Origin of the sequence: Paenibacillus sp. A3M_27_13 (assembly GCF_024213315.1) — a bacterium.
Taxonomy (GTDB): Bacteria; Bacillota; Bacilli; order Paenibacillales; family Paenibacillaceae; genus Paenibacillus; species Paenibacillus polymyxa_B.
On the sequence record NZ_JANAVE010000003.1, the window covers coordinates 17,025 to 41,935 of the forward strand.

At 44.8% G+C, this 24,911-nt stretch carries 27 protein-coding genes, 1 tRNA gene and 1 pseudogene; 25 read left to right on the top strand and 4 right to left on the bottom strand.

Features of this window, described 5'->3' with window-relative positions:
• Positions 1 to 80 precede the first annotated feature (80 nt).
• The 6 genes from mnmG (at position 81) to NLX82_RS13025 (ending at position 6,445) form a co-directional block, all read left to right on the top strand.
• Positions 81 to 1,970 carry a tRNA uridine-5-carboxymethylaminomethyl(34) synthesis enzyme MnmG gene (gene mnmG / locus NLX82_RS13000; protein WP_023991154.1) on the top strand — a complete coding sequence of 630 codons (1,890 nt, stop codon included), beginning with the start codon at positions 81 to 83 and terminating at the stop codon, positions 1,968 to 1,970.
• Positions 1,970 to 2,692 carry a 16S rRNA (guanine(527)-N(7))-methyltransferase RsmG gene (gene rsmG, locus NLX82_RS13005; RefSeq protein WP_028540983.1) on the top strand — a complete coding sequence of 241 codons (723 nt, stop codon included), beginning with the start codon at positions 1,970 to 1,972 and terminating at the stop codon, positions 2,690 to 2,692. The genes mnmG and rsmG overlap by 1 nt, the downstream gene beginning before the upstream one ends.
• Positions 2,693 to 3,123: 431 nt before the next feature.
• Positions 3,124 to 3,942: a nucleoid occlusion protein gene (gene noc / locus NLX82_RS13010; RefSeq protein ID WP_068939317.1), complete on the top strand. Its 819-nt coding sequence runs from the start codon at positions 3,124 to 3,126 to the stop codon at positions 3,940 to 3,942.
• A gap of 186 nt (positions 3,943 to 4,128) precedes the next feature.
• Positions 4,129 to 4,890 carry a ParA family protein gene (locus NLX82_RS13015; RefSeq protein WP_023991152.1) on the top strand — a complete coding sequence of 254 codons (762 nt, stop codon included), beginning with the start codon at positions 4,129 to 4,131 and terminating at the stop codon, positions 4,888 to 4,890.
• On the top strand, positions 4,883 to 5,725 hold the full coding sequence (locus NLX82_RS13020; RefSeq protein ID WP_013312809.1) for a ParB/RepB/Spo0J family partition protein: 843 nt from the start codon (positions 4,883 to 4,885) through the stop codon (positions 5,723 to 5,725). The genes NLX82_RS13015 and NLX82_RS13020 overlap by 8 nt, the downstream gene beginning before the upstream one ends.
• A 198-nt stretch (positions 5,726 to 5,923) precedes the next feature.
• Positions 5,924 to 6,445: a DUF4446 family protein gene (locus NLX82_RS13025; protein WP_023991151.1), complete on the top strand. Its 522-nt coding sequence runs from the start codon at positions 5,924 to 5,926 to the stop codon at positions 6,443 to 6,445.
• Here the strand turns inward: NLX82_RS13025 and yyaC are convergent.
• A complete protein-coding gene (gene yyaC, locus NLX82_RS13030) occupies positions 6,399 to 7,004 on the bottom strand; it encodes a spore protease YyaC (RefSeq protein WP_023991150.1) in 606 nt (201 codons plus the stop codon). The genes NLX82_RS13025 and yyaC overlap by 47 nt on opposite strands.
• 251 nt (positions 7,005 to 7,255) lie before the next feature.
• Here yyaC and NLX82_RS13035 point away from each other — a divergent pair, with 251 nt between their 5' ends.
• The 3 genes from NLX82_RS13035 to NLX82_RS13045 all read left to right on the top strand — a co-directional run bounded on the left by NLX82_RS13035 (position 7,256) and on the right by NLX82_RS13045 (position 8,588).
• Positions 7,256 to 8,206 (top strand): mechanosensitive ion channel family protein, encoded by a 951-nt coding sequence (locus tag NLX82_RS13035; RefSeq protein WP_025723136.1) that lies wholly within the window; start codon positions 7,256 to 7,258, stop codon positions 8,204 to 8,206.
• Positions 8,196 to 8,420 (top strand): DUF951 domain-containing protein, encoded by a 225-nt coding sequence (locus tag NLX82_RS13040; protein WP_025723137.1) that lies wholly within the window; start codon positions 8,196 to 8,198, stop codon positions 8,418 to 8,420. Before NLX82_RS13035 ends, NLX82_RS13040 begins: the two co-directional genes overlap by 11 nt.
• Before the next feature lie 77 nt (positions 8,421 to 8,497).
• Positions 8,498 to 8,588: transfer RNA gene (locus NLX82_RS13045), tRNA-Ser, on the top strand.
• 185 nt (positions 8,589 to 8,773) lie between these two features.
• Here the strand turns inward: NLX82_RS13045 and NLX82_RS13050 are convergent.
• On the bottom strand, positions 8,774 to 9,034 hold the full coding sequence (locus NLX82_RS13050) for a hypothetical protein (RefSeq protein ID WP_028540982.1): 261 nt from the start codon (positions 9,032 to 9,034) through the stop codon (positions 8,774 to 8,776).
• A 267-nt stretch (positions 9,035 to 9,301) separates the two neighbouring features.
• Between NLX82_RS13050 and NLX82_RS13055 the strand changes: the two are divergent.
• Positions 9,302 to 9,666 (top strand): annotated as a pseudogene (locus NLX82_RS13055) (hypothetical protein).
• An 81-nt stretch (positions 9,667 to 9,747) separates the two neighbouring features.
• Here NLX82_RS13055 and NLX82_RS13060 read toward each other — a convergent pair.
• Both NLX82_RS13060 and NLX82_RS13065 read right to left on the bottom strand, forming a co-directional pair.
• Positions 9,748 to 10,065, bottom strand: coding sequence for a hypothetical protein (locus NLX82_RS13060; RefSeq protein WP_013312804.1), 318 nt, complete (start codon positions 10,063 to 10,065; stop codon positions 9,748 to 9,750).
• 367 nt (positions 10,066 to 10,432) lie between these two features.
• Positions 10,433 to 10,627: a YjzC family protein gene (locus tag NLX82_RS13065; protein ID WP_028540980.1), complete on the bottom strand. Its 195-nt coding sequence runs from the start codon at positions 10,625 to 10,627 to the stop codon at positions 10,433 to 10,435.
• 318 nt (positions 10,628 to 10,945) lie between these two features.
• Here NLX82_RS13065 and rpsF point away from each other — a divergent pair, with 318 nt between their 5' ends.
• The 15 genes from rpsF to rplI all read left to right on the top strand — a co-directional run bounded on the left by rpsF (position 10,946) and on the right by rplI (position 24,910).
• Positions 10,946 to 11,230: a 30S ribosomal protein S6 gene (gene rpsF, locus NLX82_RS13070; RefSeq protein WP_013312802.1), complete on the top strand. Its 285-nt coding sequence runs from the start codon at positions 10,946 to 10,948 to the stop codon at positions 11,228 to 11,230.
• Between the two features lie 49 nt (positions 11,231 to 11,279).
• On the top strand, positions 11,280 to 11,771 hold the full coding sequence (gene ssb / locus NLX82_RS13075) for a single-stranded DNA-binding protein (protein ID WP_013312801.1): 492 nt from the start codon (positions 11,280 to 11,282) through the stop codon (positions 11,769 to 11,771).
• 21 nt (positions 11,772 to 11,792) lie between these two features.
• Complete coding sequence (rpsR, locus tag NLX82_RS13080) at positions 11,793 to 12,065, top strand: 30S ribosomal protein S18 (RefSeq protein ID WP_013312800.1); 273 nt, start codon at positions 11,793 to 11,795, stop codon at positions 12,063 to 12,065.
• A gap of 524 nt (positions 12,066 to 12,589) precedes the next feature.
• The gene (locus tag NLX82_RS13085) at positions 12,590 to 14,329 is read left to right on the top strand and encodes an ABC transporter substrate-binding protein (RefSeq protein ID WP_071557987.1); all 1,740 of its coding nucleotides are present in this window, start codon (positions 12,590 to 12,592) and stop codon (positions 14,327 to 14,329) included.
• A gap of 68 nt (positions 14,330 to 14,397) precedes the next feature.
• Entirely contained in the window at positions 14,398 to 15,360 is a 963-nt protein-coding gene (locus tag NLX82_RS13090) for an ABC transporter permease (RefSeq protein WP_023991143.1), read from the top strand.
• A gap of 11 nt (positions 15,361 to 15,371) precedes the next feature.
• Positions 15,372 to 16,295: an oligopeptide ABC transporter permease gene (gene opp4C, locus NLX82_RS13095; protein WP_013312797.1), complete on the top strand. Its 924-nt coding sequence runs from the start codon at positions 15,372 to 15,374 to the stop codon at positions 16,293 to 16,295.
• A 13-nt stretch (positions 16,296 to 16,308) separates the two neighbouring features.
• Complete coding sequence (locus NLX82_RS13100) at positions 16,309 to 17,292, top strand: ABC transporter ATP-binding protein (RefSeq protein ID WP_023991142.1); 984 nt, start codon at positions 16,309 to 16,311, stop codon at positions 17,290 to 17,292.
• Positions 17,289 to 18,254: an ABC transporter ATP-binding protein gene (locus NLX82_RS13105; RefSeq protein ID WP_013312795.1), complete on the top strand. Its 966-nt coding sequence runs from the start codon at positions 17,289 to 17,291 to the stop codon at positions 18,252 to 18,254. The genes NLX82_RS13100 and NLX82_RS13105 overlap by 4 nt, the downstream gene beginning before the upstream one ends.
• 158 nt (positions 18,255 to 18,412) lie before the next feature.
• Positions 18,413 to 19,354 carry a D-alanyl-D-alanine carboxypeptidase family protein gene (locus NLX82_RS13110; RefSeq protein ID WP_023991141.1) on the top strand — a complete coding sequence of 314 codons (942 nt, stop codon included), beginning with the start codon at positions 18,413 to 18,415 and terminating at the stop codon, positions 19,352 to 19,354.
• Positions 19,355 to 19,590: 236 nt separating this feature from the next.
• On the top strand, positions 19,591 to 20,649 hold the full coding sequence (locus tag NLX82_RS13115; protein ID WP_254348234.1) for an LCP family protein: 1,059 nt from the start codon (positions 19,591 to 19,593) through the stop codon (positions 20,647 to 20,649).
• Positions 20,650 to 20,694: 45 nt separating this feature from the next.
• Positions 20,695 to 21,123, top strand: a complete 429-nt coding sequence (locus tag NLX82_RS13120) for a CBS domain-containing protein (protein WP_013312792.1) — start codon at positions 20,695 to 20,697, stop codon at positions 21,121 to 21,123.
• Between the two features lie 121 nt (positions 21,124 to 21,244).
• The gene (locus NLX82_RS13125; RefSeq protein WP_013312791.1) at positions 21,245 to 21,547 is read left to right on the top strand and encodes a MazG-like family protein; all 303 of its coding nucleotides are present in this window, start codon (positions 21,245 to 21,247) and stop codon (positions 21,545 to 21,547) included.
• A gap of 5 nt (positions 21,548 to 21,552) precedes the next feature.
• The gene (locus NLX82_RS13130; protein WP_302055827.1) at positions 21,553 to 22,470 is read left to right on the top strand and encodes a DUF2232 domain-containing protein; all 918 of its coding nucleotides are present in this window, start codon (positions 21,553 to 21,555) and stop codon (positions 22,468 to 22,470) included.
• A gap of 11 nt (positions 22,471 to 22,481) precedes the next feature.
• The gene (locus tag NLX82_RS13135) at positions 22,482 to 24,470 is read left to right on the top strand and encodes a DHH family phosphoesterase (protein WP_053326510.1); all 1,989 of its coding nucleotides are present in this window, start codon (positions 22,482 to 22,484) and stop codon (positions 24,468 to 24,470) included.
• Positions 24,467 to 24,910: a 50S ribosomal protein L9 gene (gene rplI, locus NLX82_RS13140; RefSeq protein WP_023991137.1), complete on the top strand. Its 444-nt coding sequence runs from the start codon at positions 24,467 to 24,469 to the stop codon at positions 24,908 to 24,910. Before NLX82_RS13135 ends, rplI begins: the two co-directional genes overlap by 4 nt.
• Position 24,911: the final 1 nt, after the last annotated feature.

Here is a 24,911-nt window from a genome sequence, read left to right on the forward strand (position 1 = left end):
CTGATATAAGCCTACTATCGTTATATATACAAGAGCATATTCGGCGTGAAGACCGGAATGTATAAGGAGGTAAGAAAGGTATGGGTTACCAAGGAGGCGACTATGACGTAATTGTCGTAGGCGCGGGCCATGCGGGCGTAGAATCAGCCTTGGCAGCAGCACGGATGGGCTGTCGCACGTTGATGATCACAATTAACCTGGATATGGTCGCTTTCATGCCCTGCAACCCGTCTATTGGCGGTCCTGCAAAAGGGCATGTGGTGCGAGAAATTGATGCACTGGGCGGCGAAATGGGTCGGAATATCGATAAGACGTTTATCCAAATGAGAATGTTGAATACTGGTAAAGGTCCCGCGGTTCATGCATTGCGTGCACAAGCAGACAAGTTCTCTTATCAGCATACGATGAAGGAAACGATGGAAAAGGAACCGAATCTGACCTTACGCCAAGGTATGGTTGAAGAGCTGATTATGGAAGACGACCATTGCGTAGGTGTAATTACGAAGACGGGCACAGAGTATCGAAGTAAAGCAGTTGTCCTGACCACAGGCACTTATCTGCGCGGAAAAATCATTATGGGCGAGCTGATGTACGAGAGTGGTCCAAATAATCAACAGCCTTCGTTGAGATTGTCTGAGCATTTGAGAGAGCTGGGTTTTGATCTAGTTCGATTTAAGACAGGAACGCCGCCACGTGTGCATAAGGACACGATTGATTTTAGCAAAACGGAAATACAACCGGGTGATGATCAACCGAAGTTCTTTTCCTATGAAACGAAGTCATCGGATAATGAACAGCTTCCTTGCTGGCTGACATATACTTCAATAGAAACGCATCAGATTATTAATGATAATTTGCACCGTGCACCCATGTTCTCTGGTCTGATTGAAGGAACGGGACCACGTTATTGCCCATCTATTGAAGATAAGGTGGTACGTTTCAGTGATAAGCCTAAGCACCAAATCTTTTTGGAGCCTGAAGGTAAAAACACATCTGAATACTATGTTCAGGGCTTGTCCACCAGCTTGCCAGAGGATGTGCAATTAGCTGTGCTTCGTTCGATTCCGGGGATGGAAAAGGTAGAGATGATGCGCAATGGCTATGCTATTGAGTATGATGCAATGGTACCTACGCAGTTATGGCCTACTTTGGAAACGAAGAAAGTCCCGGGCTTGTTCACAGCAGGTCAGATTAACGGTACCTCCGGTTACGAAGAAGCTGCAGGTCAAGGGATTATGGCAGGTATTAACGCAGCTCGCAAGGTGCAGGGCAAAGAGCCTGTCGTATTGGACCGTTCGCAAGGCTATATTGGGGTTCTGATTGACGATCTCGTGACGAAGGGTACGAATGAGCCGTATCGCTTGCTGACGTCACGTGCAGAATATCGTCTGTTGTTGCGTCATGATAACGCCGACCTGCGATTGACTCCGATCGGGCATGATATTGGCCTAATTACGGATGAACGATACGAGCGCTTTTTGGATAAAAAGCAAAAGGTAGAGCAAGAGATTGAACGTTTACGCTTGGCGAAGGTTCGTCCGGTTGATATAAATGAGATGCTGGAGCAAGGTGGATCTGCACCAATACAGGATGGAAGTAATTTGTTAACGGTGCTGCGTCGACCAGAGATCAGTTATGCGCAAGTAGCACAAATCTCACCTTCACCTATAGCTCTTACTGAGGAAGAACAGGAGCAGGTGGAAATCCAAATTAAGTATGCGGGCTACATTGAAAAGCAATTGATGCATGTTGAGCGTCTGCAAAAGATGGAGAAGAAGAAGCTCCCAGAGGATATTGTATACAGTGAAGTTCAAGGACTGGCCATTGAAGCCAAGCAAAAACTTGAAAAGATCCGTCCGATGTCGATTGGCCAAGCATCCCGTATTTCGGGTGTAACTCCTGCGGATATTTCCATTTTGCTGGTTTATCTGGAGCATTATAACCGCGTAACGGCAGCAAGGGGATCATAATGGACGCGATACAACAGCAATTTAAGCAGCGGCTGGCAGAGCATAGTATTGTGATTAATGACAGTCAGTTAGAGCAGTTTGAAACATATTACCGTGTGCTGGTTGAGTGGAATGAAAAAATGAACCTGACGGGTATTACTGAGCGTGATGCAGTGTACACCAAGCATTTTTATGATTCTCTTTCCCTGGCCTTTTATGTACCGTTAAAAGATGTGGAAAGCCTAGCTGATATTGGATCAGGTGCAGGTTTTCCGGGCATTCCTTTGAAAATATGCTTTCCGCAGATTCAGTTGACTATTGTAGACTCGTTGAATAAACGTATACAATTCTTGGCACATGTGGTAGAACAGTTGGGTTTGGAAAATGTTGAACTGATTCATAGCAGGGCAGAGGAATTGGGACGTAAACCAGGATACCGCGATAGCTATGATCTAGTGACAGCCAGAGCGGTTGCTCGTCTCGCAGTATTGAATGAATTTTGTTTGCCGTTTGTCCGTGAAGGAGGACACTTTGCCGCGATGAAGGGCAGTGATCCTACAGAGGAAATCAAGGAAGCTTCCTACAGCTTGAAAGAGCTAAAGGGAAAAATCAAACATGTTCAGGCCTTCCAGCTACCTGTTGAAGATGCAGCCAGACATATGATTATTATTGAGAAAAGAGCGGCGACACCACGAAAATATCCACGTAAGCCGGGTACTCCTTTGAAGACGCCGTTAGTGTAAATGTTTGAAAGAAAGTGAATGTTTCACGTGAAACATTCACTTTTTTTATGGCTGATAGACTCTTTACATAAAAGACTCTTTGCTAACATACGTTCTTGTTTACATTTGGGGAGGAGGATGGCTGATAGTTATCAAAGAGGATGCATAATTTATTCTCTTATCCTTCCGAAAAGCTGGTAGAGACGATAGGATTATGGCTGGAAAAGTGATAGAATAGAGATAATCGTTTTAATGTAAGTTGACTGCTCCTGTACCCATGAATTCAGATATACATATAGGGGAGTGGGACAACAAATGTCAGGGGAGTACGTGGAGTGTACCCGCTTACGGCGCTGTTTCATATAAAAGGGTCTACGATCCGCGTAAGGAACTGTTTTTCACGAAGCGCTGTTAGTATGGTGCTATTATGAAATTAGGTGGTATTATACGGAATGAAAGAACAATTTTCCAAGCTATTTGGTTTGACGGAGCGATCTACTGGGGACGAAATAAAACAAATTCCAGTTCGGGATATTGTCAGCAGTCCTTATCAGCCCCGTACCATATTTGACGACGAGAAGATTGATGAGCTATGCCAGACCATTAAGACGCATGGTGTAATTCAACCGATTGTCGTTCGTTTCCGTAATGGACAATATGAGATTATAGCAGGGGAACGTCGTTGGAGAGCTGTCACCAAGCTGGGTATGGAAACTATTCCAGCCATTGTTCGTGAGTTTAATGATTCACAAGCTGCATCCATCGCGTTGATTGAGAATCTTCAACGGGAAGGGTTAACTGCGATTGAAGAGGCTGTAGCTTACCAAAAGCTGATTGATCTACATCAGCTCACCCAGGAAAGCCTCGCTCAACGACTTGGTAAAAGCCAATCCACTATTGCTAACAAGATACGGCTGCTTCATCTGCCGGAGAGAGTGAAAGAGGCTCTAATGGAACGGAAGGTGTCCGAGCGTCATGCTCGTGCATTATTGTCATTAGAGACCGAAGAACTACAGTACAAGGTTTTAGATGAAGTCATTTCCAAAGAACTCAATGTGAAGCAGACAGAGGCACGAGTTGCCTTTTATAAACAAGTATCCACCAATAAGAAATCGAAGCGGATTTCCTTTACCAAGGATGTCCGGCTTGCGCTGAATACGATACGTCAATCCATTGATATGGTGTCTGGCTCAGGCTTGGATATCAAAACCAAGGAATCTGATCATGAGGATCACTATGAGATTGTCATTCAAATTCCCAAACGTAAGTAAGGGATGAAGCGTACAGGCGGCAGCAATTGCCGCTTTTTCTGTCTAACGCCGAATAAAACCGCAGCATACTCAATTCTATTCTGAAATTGCCGTTATCCGTAAGTTAAGGACTAAGTAACGTCTCCATAGAGCATTTTGCAATCATGGAGTGTAGCAGGATTCCGATTAAATTATGAGGTGAATGAAGTGTCAAAAATAATAGCCGTAGCCAATCAAAAGGGCGGAGTAGGCAAAACAACTACTTCCGTTAATTTGGGCGCCGGACTTGCTTCCCTCGGCAAAAGGGTATTGCTCGTGGATATCGACCCGCAAGGTAATACAACCAGCGGTGTGGGTATCAATAAGGCGGATGTGGCAAATTGCATTTATGATGTACTCATTAACGAGGTTGATCCTAGCGAAGCTATTGTCAGTACACAGGTTGAAGGACTAGATATTATTCCGGCAACCATTCAGTTAGCAGGCGCGGAAATTGAACTGGTGCCGACCATTTCTCGTGAATTGAGATTAAAAAGATCGCTTCAACTCGTTAAGCATAATTATGATTATATATTAATTGATTGCCCGCCATCGCTGGGTATTTTGACGCTCAATTCATTGACGGCTTCCGATTCAGTCATTATTCCAATCCAGTGTGAATATTACGCATTGGAAGGATTAAGTCAATTGTTGAATACCGTGCGATTAGTGCAAAAACATCTGAACACCTCATTGCAAATTGAAGGTGTGTTGTTAACCATGTTTGATGCCCGCACGAACTTGGGTATTCAGGTGATTGAAGAAGTGAAAAAGTATTTTCAAAGCAAGGTTTATCAGACGATTATTCCACGCAATGTGAGACTCAGCGAAGCACCATCACATGGCCAGTCCATTATTACGTATGATCCCCGTTCCCGTGGGGCAGAGGTATATATTGAGTTGGCAAAGGAAGTGGTATCTTATGAGTAAACGGTTGGGAAAAGGACTTGATGCACTCATTCCCTCCCTTACAGTCAATGAAGAGGATAAGGTTGTTGACATTCCGCTCAGCCAGTTGCGTGCGAATCCGTACCAGCCTCGAAAAACGTTTGATGAAGAGTCCATTAAGGAATTAGCCGAATCCATTCGTCAGCACGGTGTTATCCAACCTATTATTGCACGTAGTGTATTGCGAGGATATGAAATCATAGCCGGGGAAAGACGTTTTCGGGCTTCTCAATTTTGTGGGAATCCGACTATACCTGTAGTTGTTCGCAATTTTACGGATCAGCAGGTGATGGAGATTGCCCTGATTGAGAATTTACAGCGTGAGAATTTGAATGCAATGGAAGTGGCAGTAGCTTATCAGGGATTAATGGATCAGTTTTCTTTAACTCAGGAAGAGTTGTCCATGAAAGTGGGAAAATCACGTTCTCATATTGCCAATTTCCTTCGCTTGCTCGCATTGCCTGAAGAAGTTAAAGATCATGTTTCACGTGGAACATTGTCTATGGGACATGCTAGAGCTATTGTTGGGCTCAAAGATCCAGACATGGTGAAACAGTTAGCACAGCAATGTATTGAACAGCAGTGGAGTGTTCGCGAACTGGAGGAAGCTGTACAGCAGTTGGATCATAAGCCTGGTGAGGCGAAAGCCAAAACAAAGGTACGAAAAAAGGACCCCTATATTGACCATATGGAAGAGTCCCTGCGTGAACGCTTTAAAACAACTGTAAAGATCAAGCACAATAAGGATAAAGGCAAAATTGAATTGAATTATTACAGCCAGCAGGATTTGGAAAGATTACTGGAGCTATTACAGTAGTTTGTTGAAATATGGACATGTCTCCTTGAGCAAAATGGAAAGTGAGATATGTCTTTGCTTTGTCTGGAATTGCAGGAATTAGAATGGTTATGATGGATAAACTAATAGCCTTGTGTTATTTGTTTCGCTGTTCTCAAACGTATAAAATATAAGTATGCAGTAACATGATTTTTGAGGTAGAGGAGTAGAAGCAAGCATATGGCTGAATTGAATGGACTAATCATGGAACAGCTTGCCGGAATCGTTGCAGGGATCGTGCTTATTTTGCTCATCCTGTTGATTGTTATTATCGTGCAGGGTGCAAAGCTGAAGAAGATGCGGCGAAAGTATGAAACCATGATGGCAGGCAGCGGTGTCGAGAATTTGGAAACGCTGCTGATTGATTTGAAGGTACAGATGGATACGATTGAGGATGAGCAGGAAACCCATCGTGCAAGTATGAAATCATTACGTAGTAAACTGGCTGGCTTGAAGGGACATATAGGTATCAAACGCTATAATGCCTTTGGTGAGAGAGGAAGCGATTTAAGCTTTTCCCTGGCTATTGTAGACGACAATCAGGATGGTATGGTATTAACCGGCATTTATAACCGAGATGGCTCATATGTGTATGCCAAGCCTCTAGAAGCGGGACAATCCACCTATTCCTTATCACCTGAAGAAAAAGAAGCCGTTACTCTTGCGCAGCAAGCAGGACAGAACGGTAATGCCACTCCTTAATTGCGGAGTATAGGCTGCCAGCAATGATATCTGATAATTTCATTACCAAATTTAGTCTCGTATTTTGCAGCACGAAGTATTCCATGAAGCCGCCGACGTTAACGATACCAGTTAAATGGATATCGCCGACCGGCGGTAATTCTTTATTTACACCTGCTCCAGGCTTGAGAGGACCATCTGAAACCTGAATGCATCCAACGCTGGAGGTTTGTCCAAGACATGCATCTATACCAATGATATAAGGCTGTTCATATCGGGCTTGTATGCCATTCAGCGTCGTTTGCAGGTTCATAGCATGTACAGGCTCCTCTAATGTACCGTATAGGTTAAACAGAGGGCTTTTGTAGCGTGATAAATGCGTACCTACGAGCGGACCCAGGCAATCTCCAGTAGAACGGTCGGTGCCGATGCAAATAATGACGATATTTTGCAGACTCGGCGCCTGATGCAGATGGAACAGCAGACGATGGATGATGGCTGATTGGATCCCGGGGTCTGTGTGTGATATTTTTAAGCTTAGGGGTTCTTGCTCCGGAATGAAGTCAGATGGATGAGTCATGGAATCTTCCTTTCGCTCTGTAATGGAGTGTGAAGGTTGCGCTCGCTGTACCTTGGAGAATAACAATTAGCCTGCGGGTAACATTTATTCTCAAGATAGTAGCTAGTATATGGATAAACTTGTGCTTTTATACTCGAAGGAAGTAGATTATTCATAGCCATATGTTTGAAGTCAGTTGATAAGCTTATATAGTAGGAAATAGAATTCGGGAAGCAGGAAGAGTAGTTCCCTTATTTAAGGAGGAATACAGCATGACCTTTATACATTGGTTGGCCGGTAATTTAGAAACCGATGACGTAGTGAAAGGTGCGATTCACTGGAAGGATGTTGTATGGAAATGGCTTACCGATAGTGCGATGTGGTCGACCTTTTTGTTTGTAATTTTAAAAATCGCGATTATTTTTATCATCACGCGTATCTTTATTCGAGTTATTAATAAAATTATAGATAAGTCGATGCAACAAAAAGGAGATAACGGCAGATTCCGATTGAATACAAGGCGTTTAACGACTGTTGGGGAACTACTGAAAAATGTAACCAATATTGTATTTAATTTCATCTTAATTATGCTGGTGCTTTCGCAAATGGGTATTAATCTCGGCCCTCTGATTGCTGGAGCTGGAGTGCTTGGATTGGCCGTTGGTTTTGGGGCACAGAGCCTGGTTAAGGATGTAATTACCGGATTCTTTATTATTTTTGAGGATCAATTTGCCGTAGGAGACGTCATTCAGACAGGTACTTTCAAGGGTACAGTGGAAATGATCGGGCTGCGTACAACCAGACTGGTGAGCTGGAAAGGTGAGGTGTACATTTTACCAAACGGCTCAATTACAACGGTAACGAACTTCTCCATGTCCAACGCGTTGGCGGTAGTGGATGTGCCAATGAAGGCCGAGCGGAGCCTGGAGGAAGCAGTTAGTTTGGTAAAACAGGCAATCGAAGGCATTGAGGAGTCCAATGTACAGATACTTAATATACCAGATGTGTTAGGGGTTCAGTCCATGACCACCTCAGAGTATATTGTGCGTGTTGTGGCAGAATGTATGCCGAATACAGGGGCTGTGGTAGAGCGTGATATTCAGAATAACATCAAGAAGGCCCTAGAGGATGAGGAACATCGTCAGGCCGCCTTGGAGACGGCGATAACCCTAGAAAAAGAAGATGAGCAAGGAAGAAAAGGGGGAGAGAAGGGTGGAGCGTAAGTCATTTGAACTAGGGGACATTGTACAGATGAAGAAGCCTCATCCGTGTGGAACGAATGAAATGGAAATTATCCGCATGGGGATGGATATTCGAATCAAATGTGTCGGTTGCCAGCATAGTGTGCTGATTCCGCGTGCCAAGTTCGAAAAGAATATGAAGAAAGTGCTGCGATCAAAGGCCAACGCCGACGAGCAAAACACGGAAGCGAATTGAGCCAAGAAGGATGAATGGCGATGAACCAGAATCAGCTTGCGTCACAGTTGCAATGATGATATAATTATCCTTGCTGCGGAAAGGTACCCAAGAGGTCTAAGGGGGCTGACTCGAAATCAGTTAGGCGTCGCAAGGCGTGCGTGGGTTCGACTCCCACTCTTTCCGCCACTAACTTCATTTAATAAACCAATCTCTTACGTCTGTGACGTAGGGGATTTTTTGTTTGTGGGAGATATTTTGAAGGTATATATGCGGCTAACGTGTCCACGAAGTAAAGAACTTAGAAGGGATTTATGCCTTTTGGAAGGTAAGAATCATATTATTAAAAAAAGTACGCGCTATCCCAAAGTGGATTAGCGCGTATTTTCTGTGCTTTGAGGGACGTACTGAATGATATCTTCAATACCAAATGTTTGTTCCAAGCCGTGGCTACGGGCGATTTCGTTTATCGCATTTAAGATATTAACCAAGGTTTCCAGCTTAATGGTTTTTGTATCGCCACTTGCTAAATCAAGAATTGTAGCAGGTCTTGTTTTCGATTCCACCGCGATCTTGTTACGTGTAGTTCCAATCATTTCTAGTGTTTCACTCAATTTAAAATGAATTTGACTCACGTTAATGAGCCTCCTTAAGGAAATATTGTGGGTTACAAAATTACTAAATTAGTTATTTGTATTATATCCTACACTACATATATCGTAAAACTTTTTTCGTATATCCTATTGACATACTACTCACCGAGTAGTACTATTTTCTTAACATTATATTACTAATAAAGTAGTACTTATTAAGTTTTATTGGTTTTAGGTTTACATACTTTTGCTCCATATTACTTGGAAAGAAGGATAACTTTATTTTCATTAGGAAAGGGGAAACGATGTATGAGTAAATCGTTGGGATTGGAATGGGCTTCGATGGTATACGGGCCGTATGATTTGCCGCATATGTATGAGATATTCGAAGGGGTCTATATAAAGGATGCTACTTCTTCTATCTGGACAATGGTGTGCTATGTCTGCGTCAGGTACGCAATTTGGAGCAGCTGGAACACACACATTTGTTCATTGATGGTGACAGTGCAGGATTACAACTGGCAGAGGGGATTCGGCGTGATTTGATGGAGGTAGTATCGGACATCATCAGAAACTGGAGAGACAAAAGCGGACTTACTTTCCTGTTCGATGAATTGCTGTGTCTGCGAGAAAGGGGAGACGTACAGCTCGACCTTGTAAAAGACAAGGGTTAGTTTGTTCCTTCTGAGAGATATCGTTACAGCAAAAAATGCTCCTGACAGCAGAGAAACATTGCCGGTAGGAGCACTCTTTTGTTATAGCTGGTTAGGCGGGTAATGATAGCGTTTTGTTTTTTTTGAGCCAGAGATCATCAGAAGGATCGCTGCAATCAAATGGAGAGCCCAGCCTACAAAGGGTATCCAGGCCAGCAAAGAAGTGAGTACTCCCCATACAGAGCCGTAGATCGCCTCCTGATTGCGTAACGACAGGATAAGTGTTACTGCATGCAGGACAAGCATAAATCCCAGAGCCGAGTAGCCGGTCCCCATGACAATAGCTCCCCCCACAATCGGTACGGCAAGCACCAATTCGAATATACCTGATATCCACTTTAATATTCGAGAATAGCTCATCTTTAAACCTCCGTAGATAGTAGGTCTTTGTACTTGGATATATTCTAGCAGAAGGAGCTGAATTAATCTGCATTTTACCAGGATATGCAAAAAGTCCGATAATGCAACAAAGGAGGACCACAAAGGTCCTCCATCGTAGGCGATACATTTTTAACAGGATACGATCTGTCCAATCACATCATGAAACTCGGTGTACTGACCAGCAATACCAGTGTTGAAAAGACAGTGTCCTTTTACACAAACCTAACGCTTCTAATGCCCGGAATGGATCTCCTAACAGTTTGTCCGGCTACGTCGTCCAACGGAACCACACCTCTCTGTTGTACCGCCTAATCATAATATGGCCAGGATTCCGAGGAAATATACATTAGTGGACACGAGCTTTCGTTTTTTTCTTCCATTTGCGATTATGGTTGGCGGTTTTGGGAAAAGAATCGCCTCTTTCCAGCGTTACTTGCTGTGGGTTTTGGATTTCAGTATGGAAGCTCTTTTCTCCGACCTCCATGTATACGCCGTCGTTTGGGACCTTATCTCCTGGTTCGAACTCAGTCTTTTCACCCATACGGTGGTGCCTCCTTAGATAAATGAATTTGGACTGCAACGGTTATTGTGCGCTGTCTTGAACAGAAACATGCGAAACCGTGTATACAGATAGTGAGTGAATCAAATGATTTCCTTTATATATGCAAAATTTTTGATGTTCTATAAAATTGTATATAGCTAATGATATGCAGTGTTTTTAGCCGTTTTAGGCTTGTGTATTGAATTTGTAGGTTGCATTCAGTTGTTGGATTTGGTAAACTGTTTTAGTGCGAGCTTAGGCTCGTTCCTTGCTCTCAACTGAGATTGAGGGCCTTATGTCCATAAGGAGGTGTAAAGAATGCGCAAATATGAAGCGATGTATATTATTCGTCCTGACATTGAACAAGAAGCTGTTCAAGCGACAGTCGATAAATTCCAAGGTATCATCTCTAACGGCGGTGGCGAAATTACGAGTCACGATGTAACTAAACGCCGTCTTGCGTATGAGATCAAGAAATTCCGTGATGGTTCTTTCGTTCTGGTAAACTTCACAGCAGAACCTGCTGTTGTTACTGAGCTTGAGCGTATCATGAAAATTTCTGACGAAGTAATTCGTTATCTCATTACGAACGACGTAGCTTAATTATTGTACGTGATTATGTAATGAACAACGCTCAAAGGAGGGGATTGGATTGTTGAACCGTGTCATTCTGATCGGTCGTTTGACCAAAGATCCAGAGCTGCGCTATACACCGTCTGGTGTAGCAGTAACCCAGTTCACCCTGGCTGTAGACCGTCCGTTTACGAGTCAAGGCGGCGAACGGGAAGCGGATTTCTTGCCGATCGTAACCTGGCGTCAGCTTGCTGAAACATGCGCTAACTATCTTCGCAAAGGTCGTTTAACGGCTGTTGAAGGCCGTGTTCAGGTGCGTAATTATGAGAACAATGAAGGAAAACGTGTATACGTGACTGAAATTGTAGCTGATAATGTGCGTTTCTTGGAATCTAACCGCGATGGCGGTAACGGTGGCGGCAATAGCGGTGGAGCTGCGCGTGAGGAGTCTCCTTTCGGAGGCGGTAACAGCAATAGTGGACGCGGGAATAATAACTCGCGAAACAATCAGGATCCTTTTTCCGATGACGGAAAACCGATCGATATTTCGGATGATGATTTACCATTTTAATTGGGAAAGGACTGACAAAGAATGGGCTTCAGACAAAGAGAAGGCGGAGACGATAACAAAAGACCAGCTCGTCGTGGTGGTCGCAACAAACGTCGTAAAGTATGTTTCTTCACTGTGAACAAAATTACTCACATTGACTATAAAGATACAGACCTGCTTAAAAAATTCATTAGCGAACGTGGAAAAATTCTTCCTCGTCGTGTGACTGGAACAAGTGCGAAATATCAACGTATGTTGACAATCGCTGTTAAACGTTCCCGTCAAATCGCATTGCTTCCTTACACTACTGAATAGTAGTGGGTGGAAAAAAGAGACGTTCCCGATCCCGGGAGCGTCTTTTTTCGTGATTTTTTATATTGACAACAAGTGCCATCTATTGTAACTTACTAATAATACAATCCATGTTTACCCATAAACCATAGTATACCTTTTAATGGCTTGTGAAATTGCAAGCTCCCCAACTCGCCAGAGTAAACATTTCGGCCTTCTGAAATGTTATTTTATATTACATGAAATCCTGTTTTTTTGTCATTTTCCACAAGTAAAATTCATAAACTTTACATAAATAGATATTTTGCATTTTTATATTACATAAAAAAAGATATTGACGTGATATTATTTTACACTTAAGATAAACCTTAATAAAAATGTAATGGTTGTTAGCGCACGAAATTGACCAGAGGTCTAAAACACGTGTTTACGCTATTAAGACAGTAAGGAGGATGTGCAACTTCATTTTCAAACCTCAAGCTTTAATGAATCACCGCAGGAATGAGACAGGCTGTTAAATAAAGAACCGACTAAGGGGGATTAACAGGATGATGCAGACGAAGAAATGGGTTTCTTTGCTTATGATGCTTACGATCGTTGGTGTTCTGTTTGCAGGATGTAGCGGAGGTGCTAATGAGGCACAGCCACAGCAAGGCAATGCGGACAATAAAACAGAGGGAAATGAAGGAAGTGCACCTGTTACGGAGGGTGTTATTAAAGCGACTGATCTGACGCAAAATCCTCCGGGGGCGACTAATCGGAAAGATAACATTGTAGTAGGTATGACATCACCTAAAGGGGTATTTAACCCGCTATTCTGGCAAACGACTTACGATTTATATGTAGTCAGAACAGTATTTGATTCCTTCTTACAGGTGAAGGCGGATGGTACATATGAAAATAGTTTGGCTGACAAGGTAGATGTATCGCCGGATGGTCTAAAATATACATTCCATCTGAAACCAGGCGTGAAGTATAGTGACGGTACCCCAGTAACAGTGAAGGATTATGCTTTTGTCCTCAAGGTACTGCATGATCCAAATTATGACGGAGAAACAGATGTATTATCTTTTAAGATTAAAGGCGGTAAAGAGTATCACGATGGCAAGGCGAATGATATCTCTGGTATCAAAGTCATTGATGATAACACAGTAGAGGTAACCGTTACAGAAGCAACAGCGTATACAAAGGATTTTCTGGGTGAGCAATACTTCATGCCAGAAGCTTATTATGGAAAAGGATTCAAAAAGGGTAACCTGGACAGCATCAAGGCGCTTAATAATAAGCCAATCGGCTCTGGTCAGTATGTACTGAAGAGCTTCTCCCCGGGTCAACAAGTCGTATTTGATGCGAATCCAAACTACTTCAAAGGCGCACCAAAAGTGAAGTCAGTTATTTTCAAAACAACAACAGAAGAAACAAACCTGTCTATGCTGCAAACAGGTGAAACGGACATGGACAACATCACAGTTACTGAAGACAATGTAGAGGAATTAAAGGCGTTGGGCTTCTTGGACGTGAATATTATGCCGACAAACGGCTATGGATATATTGCGTTTAATCATAAGGAAAAGAAATTTAAGGACCCTAAAGTACGTCAGGCTCTAACGATTGGCTTAAACCGTAAGGAGATTGTGCAGGGCGTGTATGGTCCATATGCGAATGTTATTAACATTCCACAATCTACAGAATCTTGGTCTTATACGGATGAAGGTATCAACAAATATGAATTTGATACAGCTAAGGCGAAGGCTTTGCTGGATGAGGCAGGCTGGAAGGTTGGTGCTGACGGAATTCGCGAAAAGGACGGAGAAAAGTTGACCATTAACTTCTCTGCGACTGCTGATAACCCAGTAGTAGAGGCCTTGCTACCGATCATGTCCAATAACTATAAGGAGCTAGGCATCAAGCTGACTTCCGAAACTTTAGATTTTAACGCCATTATGGATAAAAAGGACACAGGCAAGTTTGATATGTTCTTCGCGGCTTGGGGCTTAACACCAGACCCGGATACAACGACTTTTATTTCGAATGGTGCACAAAATGATATCGGCTATTCCAATAAGAAGGTCGATGAACTAACGCTTGCTGGTAAGCATGAACTGGATCAAGAGAAACGCAAATTGATTTACAAACAGCTCTATCAAGAGCTGAACAAAGATCTACCAACTATTTTTATGTACCAACGCAGAGATATGTGGCCAGTTAATGGACGTGTATCTGGCTTAGAAATTACGCCATACAAAGATTTTGAGTTCACTCTGCATAACGCTCAGATCGCTCAATAAGGGTTGCCAATCGTATGCTCAGCTCTCACGAGCTGGGCATATCACTTTATTCGTCTGGAGGAATGAATATGAAGCAGTACATTATTCGAAGACTGCTGCAACTCATCCCCACACTTATTGGCATATCCATTATCGTATTTGCGATTTCAGCCATGGTGCCGGGTGATTATATTACAGCCAAGCAGAACCCGAATATGACGGCCGAAAAGGCGCAGCAGCTACGACATATCTACGGGCTGGATAAACCGGAGTACCAACGCTATTTTATATGGGCCGGTAATATGTTAAAGGGGAATATGGGGGATTCATTACAGCATAAGCAGCCGGTAACGAAGGTCATTGGCAATTATGTATGGAACTCATTTATTATCGCTTTTTTTAGTCTTATTTTTAGCTGGCTGATTGCGGTTATTGCAGGAGTATTTTCAGCCAAGTTTCAATATTCGTTATTCGATAAGTTTGTCACATTATTCATTTTCTTATGTATGTCGCTGCCTTCATTTTTTATTGGTCTATTGGTCATCAAAATATTTGCCCTAGAGTGGGGGATTCTCCCGGTTGGGGGCATGACCACAGCAGGGATGGAGCCAGGCTCGTGGGCTTATATGGTGGATGTTCTCAAGCATATGTTCCTGCCGACACTCGTACTTACGATGCTGAGCACAGGAAGTCTGACCCGGTATTTCCGTACAGGCATGTTGGAGGTCATTCGTCAGGATTATATTCGTACCGCACGCGCCAAAGGCTTGAAGGAACGTACGGTTATTTTCAAGCACGCACTGCGCAATGCACTGATTCCAGCCATCACACTACTCGGCTTCGAGCTTCCGGCCTTATTTGGTGGGGCGATGATTCTGGAGAAAGTATTTGTGTGGCCGGGTGTGGGTCAGGTCTATCTGGAGTCGATTAGTATGCGGGATTATCCGTTTATGTTGGGCTTCACGATTTTCTTAGCGTTACTTACGCTTATCGGTAATTTGCTCTCTGATGTATTGTATGGCATGGCAGATCCAAGAATTCGCTTGAAGTAGGAGGGATACTATTGTCCGCAGAAACAGTCACGATTGAAACGAATCAAAAGGCGGCGATCCGTCCTGAAGCGTCTCCATGGAGAATCGCCGTTCGCCGTTTTAACCAAAACCGTCTGGCTTTGGCTGGTCTCGTTATATTAATTCTGATGGTTATCATTTGTAGTTTTGGACCGATGATTTCACCTTATCATTTAGATGATTACAAGCTAGCTGACAAAAATTTATCGCCTAATGCTAAGTACTGGCTTGGTACAGATAAGTTTGGTAGAGATATTTTGTTGCGTACAATGCTGGCCGGCCGTATTTCCTTGACGGTGGGACTGGTTGCCACGTTTATTTCGGTCATGATCGGAGCAACGTTGGGTGCGCTGGCAGGGTTTTATCGTAAAGGCGTGGATACGGTTATTATGCGGATTGCCGATATTTTCATGGCACTCCCTACATTACCGCTGCTTATTATTTTAGGTGCTGTTCTGTCGGATTTGAAGGTCGATCCGTCGAATCGCATTTATTTTCTGATGCTCATTATCGGGGTCTTGAGCTGGACTAGCTTGTCCCGTCTGGTCAGGGGGCAAATTCTTACGCTGCGTGAACAGGAGTTCATGCAGGCGACGGAAGCGCTAGGCTTGAGAGACCGCCGCAAAATATTCCGACATTTGCTGCCGAACACGATTCCTACCATTATTGTTACGGCTACGCTTGGAGTGGCGGGTGCGATTATTACAGAATCTGCGCTCAGTTACCTGGGAATCGGCGTTGTGCCGCCCACACCTTCGTGGGGGAACATGATATCGGCTGCAAATAACCTAATTGACTTCCGCAAACGGCCTTGGATATGGGTCCCACCGGGAATGTGTATTCTAATTACAGTTGTAGCGATTAACCTGATTGGCGACGGTTTGCGTGATGCGCTGGACCCTAAAATGAAGAAGTAGGAGACGAACGTTTATGGAAAATGCTTTGATTGAATTTCGTAACCTGAAAACCCACTTTCATACCTCTAACGGAACTGTCAAAGCGGTCAATGACGTCAGTTTTAAAATTCGTGAGGGTGAAACGCTCTGTGTGGTAGGAGAATCTGGTTGCGGTAAGAGTGTAACTGCGATGACGATGATGAGGTTGATTGATTCTCCCCACACCTCAGACGGACAAATCTGGTTTGAGGGCAAGGACCTTCTAAAACTCAATAAAGGTCAAATGCAGCAAATTCGCGGCAATGACATCTCGATTATTTTTCAGGAGCCGATGTCTTCTCTGAATCCCGTGCTTACGATTGGGGAACAGATCACGGAGCCATTGCTGATGCATACATTAATGAGTAAAAAAGAAGCACATGCTCGGGCAATTGAGCTGATTAATTTGGTGGGGATTTCGCGGTCGGAAGAAATATTCCATTCCTATCCTCATGAATTGAGTGGCGGTATGCGCCAGCGGATCATGATTGCCATCGCATTAAGCTGTAATCCGAAGTTATTGATTGCGGATGAACCAACAACGGCACTGGATGTTACGATTCAGGCACAGATTCTGGATTTAATGCGGGATTTGAAGGATAAGCTTAAAACGTCCATTATGCTCATCACGCACGACTTGGGTGTCGTGGCAGAAATGGCTGATTATGTGGTCGTTATGTATGCTGGAAACGTCATTGAAGAGGCGCCTGTCATTGAGCTGTTTAAAAATCCGCAGCATCCATATACTCAAGGCTTATTAAAGGCGAAGCCCGTCATTAATCAGAAAATGGATCGACTGTATTCCATCCCAGGACAGGTTCCAAACCCAATTGAGTTGGGGGAAAATTGTCATTTCCATGATCGGTGCTCCCACTGTATGCAAATCTGCAAGGATCAGGCTCCTCCTTTGAATGAAAAGGAGAATGGTCATAAGGTTGCCTGCTGGCTATATGAGAAAGAAGGAGGGCAACGGATATGAGCGAGCCTTTGATTCAAGTGGAAGGGCTGAAAAAGTATTTCCCGATCACAGGCGGGATTTTTCAGCGTACTGTCGGACATGTGAAAGCAGTCGATGATGTATCCTTTAACATTCATAAGGGTGAATCCTTCGGTCTGGTAGGAGAATCGGGTTGTGGCAAAAGTACGATTGGACGCACGATTCTTAGATTGATGGATAAGACAGAGGGATCGGTACGATACAAAGGTGAAGACTTGCACGCGTTAAACAAAGAGCAGATTCGTGCGCTTCGTCCGAAGTTGCAAATCGTCTTTCAGGACCCTTTTAGCTCACTGAATCCGAGAATTAAGGTCGGTGAAGCCATTGGTGAGGCGTTGCTGGATCACGGGTTGATTGATCGTAGTGAGCTGCGGAAGAAGGTCAATGAAACGCTGAATATTTGTGGGCTATCCTCGTATCATTATGATCGGTATCCGCATGAGTTCTCTGGCGGCCAGCGTCAGCGGATCGGGATTGCAAGGGCTTTGATTTTGAATCCTGATTTTATTGTGGCTGATGAGCCGGTATCTGCTCTAGATGTGTCTATTCAGGCCCAGATTATTAACTTGTTAAGTGATTTGCAGCAGGAACGCCAATTGACCTATCTGTTCATCTCGCATGATCTAAGTGTAGTCGAGCATCTGTGTAGCCGGATTGGTGTGATGTATCTGGGTTCAATGGTAGAGCTTTCCTCCAAGGAGGAACTGTTCAGTAATCCGCTTCATCCGTACACAAAGGCGCTGCTATCGGCAGTACCGATTCCCGATCCCACGATCAAGAGACAACGGATTGTGTTGAAAGGAGACATCCCATCTCCGGCCAATCCGCCTTCAGGATGCAAGTTTCATACACGTTGTCCTATGGCAGAAGCACGTTGTAAAACAGAGATTCCGGTATACCGCGATGCGGGCGATCAGCATTTTGTAGCCTGTCACTTTGCCTAAAATATATAATTAGGAAGCAAAATATCCGTCATCCTGAAAGCAGAATTGACGGATATTTTGGCGTGGAATACAAAAGGTAAAAAAATTGTATCTTTTTTTCGAAAAATTGCAGACAAAATGGATTTTTCATCGTCTAATAAAGTATGGAGGTTATTACGATGATGAAAAAACATTGGTTACGTTGGGCTATTGTCGTCCCGGTACTTATTATATTGATTTTTATTACGCTTGGACCCCGCCTGTTGATCGGAAAGCCGAATGTGGATGCAGAGGCTGCGGTGCTGATGGACATGCATACTGGGGAATTACTGATGGATGTGAACGGCGATACGCCTATGCCTTCCGCAAATATGTCCAAGCTCATGACTGAGCTATTGGTGCTGGAGGATATTCGGGCCGGACGGTTAGGCTGGAATGATGAAGTGCGAATTAGCCGTTACGCGAGTACGGTGGGCGGTGTGAATTTGTCCCTCCGGTATGGTGAAAGGATGACCGTATCCGAATTGTTCCAGAGTATGGTTGTGTATTCAGCGAATGATGCCGCTGTCGCGTTAGCGGAGCGTTCAGCAGGGAATGAATCAGCTTTTGTGAAGCGTATGAATGGAAAAGCTGCCCAAATCGGGTTGTCATCCGATAGTCGCTTCAGCAATGCCTCTGGAGCAGGGCAGAGTGAATTGGGGCCGAATCACCCTGAGGATATTCGGGGAGAAACGAAAATGACAGCAAGCGACACGGCGAAGTTGGCCTCCTATTTGATTACGTCACACCCGGAGATTTTGAGAACGTCCAGCCGTACGCAGATGGAGTTGAAGGATAAAGGCATCTACATTAGTAATACGAACTGGATGCTGCCTTCCTTGGCTGGACCGTACTCTTACGCGGGAACGGACGGACTGAAAGCAGGATACACAAGCGATGCTGGATACTGCTTCACGGGTACAGCTGAGCAGCATGGAAGACGGCTAGTTGCTGTGGTGCTGGGTGCACCGAGCAAGGAGGAGCGTTTTGAGCAGACACGGAGGTTGTTCGATTATGGTTTTGCCCTGTCGACTTCTTTCCCGGTGCGACTGCAAAATTTGGTGAAACTGGCCCCGCATTAAGGGGGAAAATGATTTTGAAAGCTACATAGGATACGAATATAAACATGAATTGGGGCTTTGACCGTGAGGTCGAAGCCTTTTTTGGCATGAATTTGAGAAGCTGACCACGCCATGATACTTTTGACAACAGGGTAGCAGACCTTTTATGCTTTGAGGGGAAGTTTTCGCTTCATGTGGGACCAATTCGGTTTAATGAAGAGATGGGATTTGTGACGGAAAGAAGGAAGGTACCTGTTATGGAGAGAAGACATAAGAGAAGGACCAGTGGAAAGCCCAAAAAGAAAAAGAGGTTTACCGCTCTATATATTTCATGTATTGTTTTATTTTTGATTGCAGTGGGAGGCTACCTATTCCGCAAACAGCTGACACTGGTGGCTTTTGATTGGTTTGTATCACCGACGTTGGAGAGCAAGCTGGAGAAATCCTATCAGCCGCGACAATCCGGTGAACAGCAGCAGCAAGAGACAGTAGCTTACCGTAAGGAGCCCTTTTCGGTGCTGTTACTGGGTACAGATGAAAGGCCAAATGAAAAGGCGCGTGGTCGTTCGGATACGGTTATGTATGCAGTAGTACGGCCCGCAGAATCGCGTGTGCTTTTGATTTCCATTCCAAGGGATACGTACGTACAGATTGTCGGACATGATCCGAATCGCGATGGCGAGGATGATTTTGATAAGTTGGGGCATGCTTATGCGTTCGGAGGCGCAGATATGTCCATGGCTACAGTAGAGAAGTTGATGGAGCATAAGGCCGATTATTATGCTACGATTAATTTCCAGGGTATTCAGGAGGCGGTGAACGCAGTGGGTGGAGTTGTGCTTCCCATCGACAAGCCCATTGAGAATAAGAATCCGCTGCATATCAAGTTCCGTATTGAGGCGGGCAAGCCGCTTTATAATGGTGAGGAAGCCATGTATTATGTTAGATATCGGGAAGATAGCGACTTCAACCGTACAAAACGGCAGCAAATTTTCTTGAACGCTATGGCCGATAAGCTGCTGAATATCAACGGAATTACCAAAGTCCCGGAGCTGCTCGATATTATGGGAGCCAATTTCAAAACCGATATGGAACCTACTTTTATTACTGGGCTTGGCAAGCAGGCTATTTCGCAGGGGAATCCACAAATTTCAAGTTTTACGATTACGGGGGAAGGGTTCAAGAAGAAGGGCCTGTATTATGACCGGGCTAATGAACAGGAACTTGAATATGCCAGACTTATGATTGCGAACTGGCTAGATTCCGATACAACCCCGCAGACGCTGAGGCTTCCCGACAAGCAGGACATTCAGTGAATAATCAATTGATTTATATTTGATTTTGAGGGGGATTCGTTTCTCATGAACATCGCTTTTTTCTTGCTTCCCAAACAGGAAGTTGCTTGTGTAACGGCGGATGCTACTTTACGGCAAACGTTGGAACGGATGGAATATCACCGTTTTACAGCGGTTCCTATTTTGGATAAAGAAGGTAGATATACAGGTACAGTTACAGAAGGTGATCTGTTGTGGCATATGAAAGAGTCCGAGGGGAAAATCACCTTTGAAAACGCTTCTAAGTTTATGCTTAAGGACGTTCCGTTGCGGGTTACGATGAAGCCCGTATCCATTGACGCGAACATGGAGGATTTAATTAATTTGGCGAAGGTACAGAATTTTGTGCCCGTCGTAGATGATATGGAACGGTTTATTGGCATTGTACGTCGCAGCCAGATTATTGAGTATTGTGAAAAATTTGTGTCCAGGGAATCGCTTAATACTTCAAGCTAAAATAAGCAGCAAAGCTGGTCCGAAAATAACGATTTACCTTATGGGGTAACAGTTATTTTCAGAATAGGATATGCTATAATGGAGAATAAAGCTTTTTCAGAGGGGTGTGACTCTTCATCATATGCCTAAAGAAATGGATGTAGTTAAACGAGCCAAGGTTATTGAATGGCTTAAAACAGAGGTGCTTGACCAAGTCTCCCGTCTGTTTAAGGCGATGTGGGAAGGCAGTACAGCCCGCATTGGTGATTGTTTGGCGAGTTTGGTGATGAGCAGTTATATTTTGGGGAGGCGCCTTGGAGTGTCTTACCGTGAATTGGATGATCTACTCATCGACAAGCTAAGAAAGCACAGAAAAGAAGGACACCAGCTGGAGGATTGGTATCAGGACATTTCCGCACTGGAAGAACATATGCGTAAGAGGTGAAAACGTTGAAATTCCGCTTGGCAACTGTAGCATGGAGCGTCATTTATTTGCTTCTGCTGCTGACTCTATTGACACCATTAAGAATCATTACCGTATTTTTGCTGATTGTGCCTGGCGCTGTATTGTTTTCATCGCTGCCTTTCAAAGGATTTCTGGTCCACGTCATACCGGTGCTGTTAATTATAGCGCTACTCGATGTGTATTCGCTGCTCCCTGCGATTTATTTTCTGATTCCTTCAATAATGATGGGACGGATTTATAAAAAGGGAGGATCTGCTTTTCAGGCGTTGATGACCGGAATGGGCATTATTTTAGCCGAGTTGTTGGTTGTTCTGTTTATCGCTACGTATTCTTTTGGGTTTGATCTTTCGCAGTACCTTCGTGATCAGGCCGCGATATCGGCAAGTATAGTACAGCAGGTTTTGAGTGCTAATCCGATGTTTTCGAACATGAATTGGACAGCGGAGGATACGCAGAAACTCAGTACAATGCTGATTGGAAAAATTCCGTATGTGCTGATCATGACCTCGTTCATATTGGCGGTGATTACGCATGCTTTGGCACGTCCGGCATTGAGCAGTCTCGATGTACCGGTACGCAAAATGAAGCCTGCTCGCGAGTGGAGGCTACCGCGCGCGCTGATCTGGTATTATCTGCTGGCAATTGTAATTGAATGGATAGCAGGGTCTTCCGATAGCAGCTGGATTCAAATGGTTTCCATTAGTATGCTACCGCTGATTCATGCATGTTTTATTATCCAGACGATTGGTTTTGTATACTTCTGGACGCATAGCCGTAAAATGAGCCCGGTGATTGCGTTGCTGCTGTCGCTCGTCGTTCTGGTGTTCCAGCCGCTCCGCATTATAGGTATTATTGATTTGGCCTTTCCGCTGCGTGAAGCTATTACAAGATCAAAGAAATAGGGTGAACAGTCATGCCTAAATTTCTACAAAAACGCTGGCACGGCTATCAGACGGTCTGGGCGTTTTTACTGCTGCTGGTGCTTGTCATATGTATTTCCATGTACAACTGGGAACTGGGTGTGATAGGACTGCTGCTGTCATTCTTGCTCGGCGGGCTGATGCTGAAGACGGAATTGGATTTTCGTCGGGAACTGAATCAATATATCAGCGGTCTTTCCTTCCGGATCAAGCGGGTGGAAGGGGAAGCGATTAGTGCATTGCCGTTCGGCATCATTTTATACAGTGAAAATCGAACGGTAGAATGGCACAATCGGTTTGCCGGGGAGATGTTCGAGGAGCAATCACTGATTGGTGAGTCTCTTCAAGATTTGTTTCCTCAACTCGCAGGTGCTCTAAGCACCAAGAAGGAAACAAAGGAGCCTGCTCGTGAGCTGAAGGTGGAGCTACAGCATGATGAGCGTCATTATCAGTTTTTGATCGTGCCCGATGAGCGTCTGATATATTTGTATGAAGTCACGGAGTTGGCGGTGCTACGCAAGCAGTATGAAAACGAGCGGTTGGCGCTCGGTATCGTCATGCTCGATAATATGGACGAGGCTGCTCAGGGAATGGACGATCAGCAACGCACCGCGCTTATTGCAAAGGTGTCAAGCGAGATTACATCTTGGGCTAATCAGTACAATATTTATTTGCGTCGATTATCTTCTGAGCGTTATCTCATTATGCTAAATCATAAAGCGCTTCAGGAGCTGGAGCAAAGTCGATTCGTCATTCTGGATACCGTAAGGGAAATGACGGCGGATTTAAAAGTACCAATGACACTGAGTATTGGCTTGTCCTTCGGTGCAGAGAGCATCAAGGAGCTAGGCGAGCTGGCCCAATCCAGTCTAGATATGGCGCTTGGACGTGGGGGCGATCAGGCAGCAGTGAAGGCGGGACAGCGCCTGTCCTTTTATGGAGGCAAGTCCAATGCTGTCGAGAAGCGTACCAGGGTGCGTGCCCGAGTCATTGCACATGCGCTGCGTGACCTGATGCAGGAGAGCGACCGCGTCCTGATCATGGGACACAAAATACCGGACATGGATGCATTGGGAGCGGCCATCGGTGTGTGGAAGGCTGCGGCACTTTACAATGTAGAGGCACATATCGTACTGGATAAATCCAATCCGTCTATCGACCGAATGATGGAGCAGGTAAACAAGGATGAGAAGTTATCGCAAGCGCTCATGACGCCAGAGCAGTCGCTCCAGCTGATGACTGAGCACAGTCTGCTGGTCGTGGTGGACACGCATAAGGCCTCAATGACGATTGAGCCGCGTCTGGTGCAAACGGCCAGCCGGGTGGTGGTTGTCGACCATCATCGTCGGGGCGAGGAATTTATTAACGATTCGGTTCTGATCTACTTGGAGCCATATGCGTCATCGGCCTGTGAGCTGGTGACCGAGCTGCTACAATATATCCATGAGAAGGTCCAACTGACACCGCTGGAGGCAACATCACTGCTGGCGGGGATTACGGTGGATACCAAGCATTTTTCCCTGCATACAGGCTCGCGTACATTCGAGGCAGCCGGCTTTTTACGGCGTAGTGGGGCAGATACAGTAATGATCCAGCGCATGTTAAAAGAGGACCTGGATGAATATATTGCTAAGGCGGAAATTATTAAGCATGCTAAAATGATATATGGGCATATCGCAATTGCGGTAACTGAGCCCGGACAGAAAATACCGCAGCTCCTGATTGCTCAGGTGGCGGATTCATTACTCAATATGACGGATGTACTGGCCTCCTTTGTGGTCAGTGAACGTCCTGACGGCCTGGTGGGGATCAGCGCCCGTTCACTCGGACGCATGAACGTACAGGTCGTCATGGAACGGCTAGGCGGCGGAGGACATCTGACGAATGCGGCGGTTCAGCTGGATTGCCCGCTGGAGGAAGCTAAGCGCAGAGTGGTCGACGTGCTGGCCGAAATTGATGGGGAAGAGGGGTTATTTGAATGAAAGTGATATTCATTAAAGATATGAAGGGCCAAGGCAAGAAGGGGCAAATTAAGGAAGTGTCGGACGGTTATGCAGCGAATTTCCTGTTGCCGCGTGGTGTTGCCCGTCCAGCGACAGAAGGAAATATGAAGACGCTGGAAAATCAGAATGCTGCTGAGGAAAAGCGCAAGCAAGAGGAAAAGGAAGAGGCTCAAGCGCTCGGCAAAAAGCTGGAAGAGACAACGATTCAGCTCAAGGCGAAGGCTGGTGAAGGTGGACGGCTGTTCGGCGCGATTACAAGCAAGCAAATCGCGGAGGCAGTAGCTAAAACTGGCATCAAGCTGGACAAACGCAAAATTGAGCTGGAAGAACCGATTCGTACGTTGGGCGTGACTCAAATGACCGTTAAGCTTCATCCTGAGGTCAAAGCTACGCTGAAAGTACAGGTGACTGAAGAATAAT

Bases quoted from the DNA above. Each gene is read 5' to 3' on its own strand.
- mnmG (WP_023991154.1), top strand. From the start codon at position 81: ATGGGTTACCAAGGAGGCGACTATGACGTAATTGTCGTAGGCGCGGGC.
- rsmG (WP_028540983.1), top strand. From the start codon at position 1,970: ATGGACGCGATACAACAGCAATTTAAGCAGCGGCTGGCAGAGCATAGT.
- noc (WP_068939317.1), top strand. From the start codon at position 3,124: ATGAAAGAACAATTTTCCAAGCTATTTGGTTTGACGGAGCGATCTACT.
- NLX82_RS13020 (WP_013312809.1), top strand. From the start codon at position 4,883: ATGAGTAAACGGTTGGGAAAAGGACTTGATGCACTCATTCCCTCCCTT.
- NLX82_RS13025 (WP_023991151.1), top strand. From the start codon at position 5,924: ATGGCTGAATTGAATGGACTAATCATGGAACAGCTTGCCGGAATCGTT.
- yyaC (WP_023991150.1), bottom strand. From the start codon at position 7,004: ATGACTCATCCATCTGACTTCATTCCGGAGCAAGAACCCCTAAGCTTA.
- NLX82_RS13035 (WP_025723136.1), top strand. From the start codon at position 7,256: ATGACCTTTATACATTGGTTGGCCGGTAATTTAGAAACCGATGACGTA.
- NLX82_RS13060 (WP_013312804.1), bottom strand. From the start codon at position 10,065: ATGAGCTATTCTCGAATATTAAAGTGGATATCAGGTATATTCGAATTG.
- NLX82_RS13065 (WP_028540980.1), bottom strand. From the start codon at position 10,627: ATGGGTGAAAAGACTGAGTTCGAACCAGGAGATAAGGTCCCAAACGAC.
- rpsF (WP_013312802.1), top strand. From the start codon at position 10,946: ATGCGCAAATATGAAGCGATGTATATTATTCGTCCTGACATTGAACAA.
- rpsR (WP_013312800.1), top strand. From the start codon at position 11,793: ATGGGCTTCAGACAAAGAGAAGGCGGAGACGATAACAAAAGACCAGCT.
- NLX82_RS13085 (WP_071557987.1), top strand. From the start codon at position 12,590: ATGATGCAGACGAAGAAATGGGTTTCTTTGCTTATGATGCTTACGATC.
- NLX82_RS13090 (WP_023991143.1), top strand. From the start codon at position 14,398: ATGAAGCAGTACATTATTCGAAGACTGCTGCAACTCATCCCCACACTT.
- NLX82_RS13100 (WP_023991142.1), top strand. From the start codon at position 16,309: ATGGAAAATGCTTTGATTGAATTTCGTAACCTGAAAACCCACTTTCAT.
- NLX82_RS13105 (WP_013312795.1), top strand. From the start codon at position 17,289: ATGAGCGAGCCTTTGATTCAAGTGGAAGGGCTGAAAAAGTATTTCCCG.
- NLX82_RS13110 (WP_023991141.1), top strand. From the start codon at position 18,413: ATGATGAAAAAACATTGGTTACGTTGGGCTATTGTCGTCCCGGTACTT.
- NLX82_RS13115 (WP_254348234.1), top strand. From the start codon at position 19,591: ATGGAGAGAAGACATAAGAGAAGGACCAGTGGAAAGCCCAAAAAGAAA.
- NLX82_RS13120 (WP_013312792.1), top strand. From the start codon at position 20,695: ATGAACATCGCTTTTTTCTTGCTTCCCAAACAGGAAGTTGCTTGTGTA.
- NLX82_RS13125 (WP_013312791.1), top strand. From the start codon at position 21,245: ATGCCTAAAGAAATGGATGTAGTTAAACGAGCCAAGGTTATTGAATGG.
- NLX82_RS13135 (WP_053326510.1), top strand. From the start codon at position 22,482: ATGCCTAAATTTCTACAAAAACGCTGGCACGGCTATCAGACGGTCTGG.
- rplI (WP_023991137.1), top strand. From the start codon at position 24,467: ATGAAAGTGATATTCATTAAAGATATGAAGGGCCAAGGCAAGAAGGGG.